Raw genomic sequence first — 1,691 nt, forward strand, 5'->3', positions numbered from 1 at the left:
GACCAATACTTGAGTGAGGAGACTCATAAAAGCAAGTCAACTCGTAGAAAGAGAAAGCCCTTCATAGTGATATGAGGGAATCCCCCGCTATATCAGGTACTCCTGATTAGCGGTGGGAGGATGTCAAGCGAATTTCAGAGTGTAAAACCAAATAATTAATCATCATAACTATCTGTTTTTTTTGCTAATATTAAATTGTATTCTACAGTTATAGAAGTACTAATATATACATCAAGCTATTGATAATGAAGACGAATAACTGAGTATACGGAAATACTTAATTATGTGTTTAAGTATAAATAGCTAGTGCGAGATCAAAAAATAATGACATTGTGTCACTTGCGCTGAGAATCGCTAAGATTGTTAAAATAACTTCAAAATTATTAATTTAAGTAAGCAGCCTTGATCCAATCCGAAACACTAGAATTATTGGAATGGTCTCGCCTGTGCCAGCATTTGTCTACTTTTGCAGCAACAAAGCTGGGGGCGATCGCCGCACGTAATATTGCTCTTCCTTCCTCTGTGGTTCAAAGCGAGTATTTATTAGCGCAAACGAAAGAAGTATACGAATTAGAAAATCGTTTAGATAATGGAATATCCTTTGAAGGAGTTCAAGATTTTGGCGATTCTTTAGAAAGGGCTCAATTAAAAGGTGTTTTGGCTGGGGAAGAATTATTGGCGATCGCGACAACCCTAGCAGGAATCAGAAATTTACGTCGTCTAATTGATAAGCATCCGGATTTAGAAATATTAAACGAATTAGTTGCGGATTTACGGACTTATCCAGAATTAGAGCAAGAAATTCATCGTTGTATAGATGAGCGGGGACAAGTAACAGATCGTGCTAGCGAAAAACTCCGCGATATTCGTCATTCATTGCGTCAAACCCGTAGTCAAATCACTCAAAAGTTGCAAAATATTATCCAGGTAAAAGCGAATGCTCTGCAAGAGACGATTATAACTCAACGTGGCGATCGATATGTAATTCCAGTCAAAACACCGCAAAAAGACGCAATTCCAGGTATTGTACACGACACTTCAACCAGCGGAGCCACTTTGTATGTAGAACCTAATTCCGTAGTGCCGATGGGCAATCAACTGCGGCAATTATTGCGAAGAGAACAAGTAGAAGAAGAAGCGATTCGCCGTAATTTAACCGAGCAAGTAGCTGAAGTAAAGCCAGATTTAGAAAAATTACTCGCAGTCGCAATTACATTAGATTTAGCCACAGCTAAAGCGCGTTATAGCTATTGGTTAAAAGCAAATCCGCCTCGTTTTATTAATCCCCAACAAAACGAAAATATCACCTTACGGGAACTACGACATCCCTTGTTAGTGTGGCAGCAGCAACATGAAGAAGGACATCCAGTAATTCCCGTAGACTTAGTTATTAATCCATACATTCGAGTAGTGACTATTACTGGCCCAAACACCGGGGGTAAAACAGTAACTCTTAAAACCCTGGGTTTAGCAACATTGATGGCAAAAATAGGTTTATTTATACCAGCCCGCGAGCCGGTAGAATTACCGTGGTTTGACCAGATATTGGCAGATATTGGCGACGAACAATCCTTAGAGCAGAGTTTATCCACCTTTTCTGGACATATCCGGCGGATTAGTCGGATTTTGAATGCAATTTCCACAGCAGAGAAAGCGGAGGAAGCAGAGGAAGAAAACAGAAATTCCCCCCC

The 1,691-nt window shown here is 39.9% G+C and carries 1 protein-coding gene; it reads left to right on the top strand.

From position 1 onward, the window contains the following. Positions 1 to 402: 402 nt before the first annotated feature. Positions 403 to 1,691, top strand: a 1,289-nt coding sequence (locus tag IQ247_RS32095; RefSeq protein WP_445974536.1) for an endonuclease MutS2, incomplete at its 3' end; no start/stop codon positions are given.

Source organism: Plectonema cf. radiosum LEGE 06105 (genome assembly GCF_015207665.1).
GTDB classification, from domain to species: Bacteria; Cyanobacteriota; Cyanobacteriia; order Cyanobacteriales; family Nostocaceae; genus Rivularia; species Rivularia radiosa_A.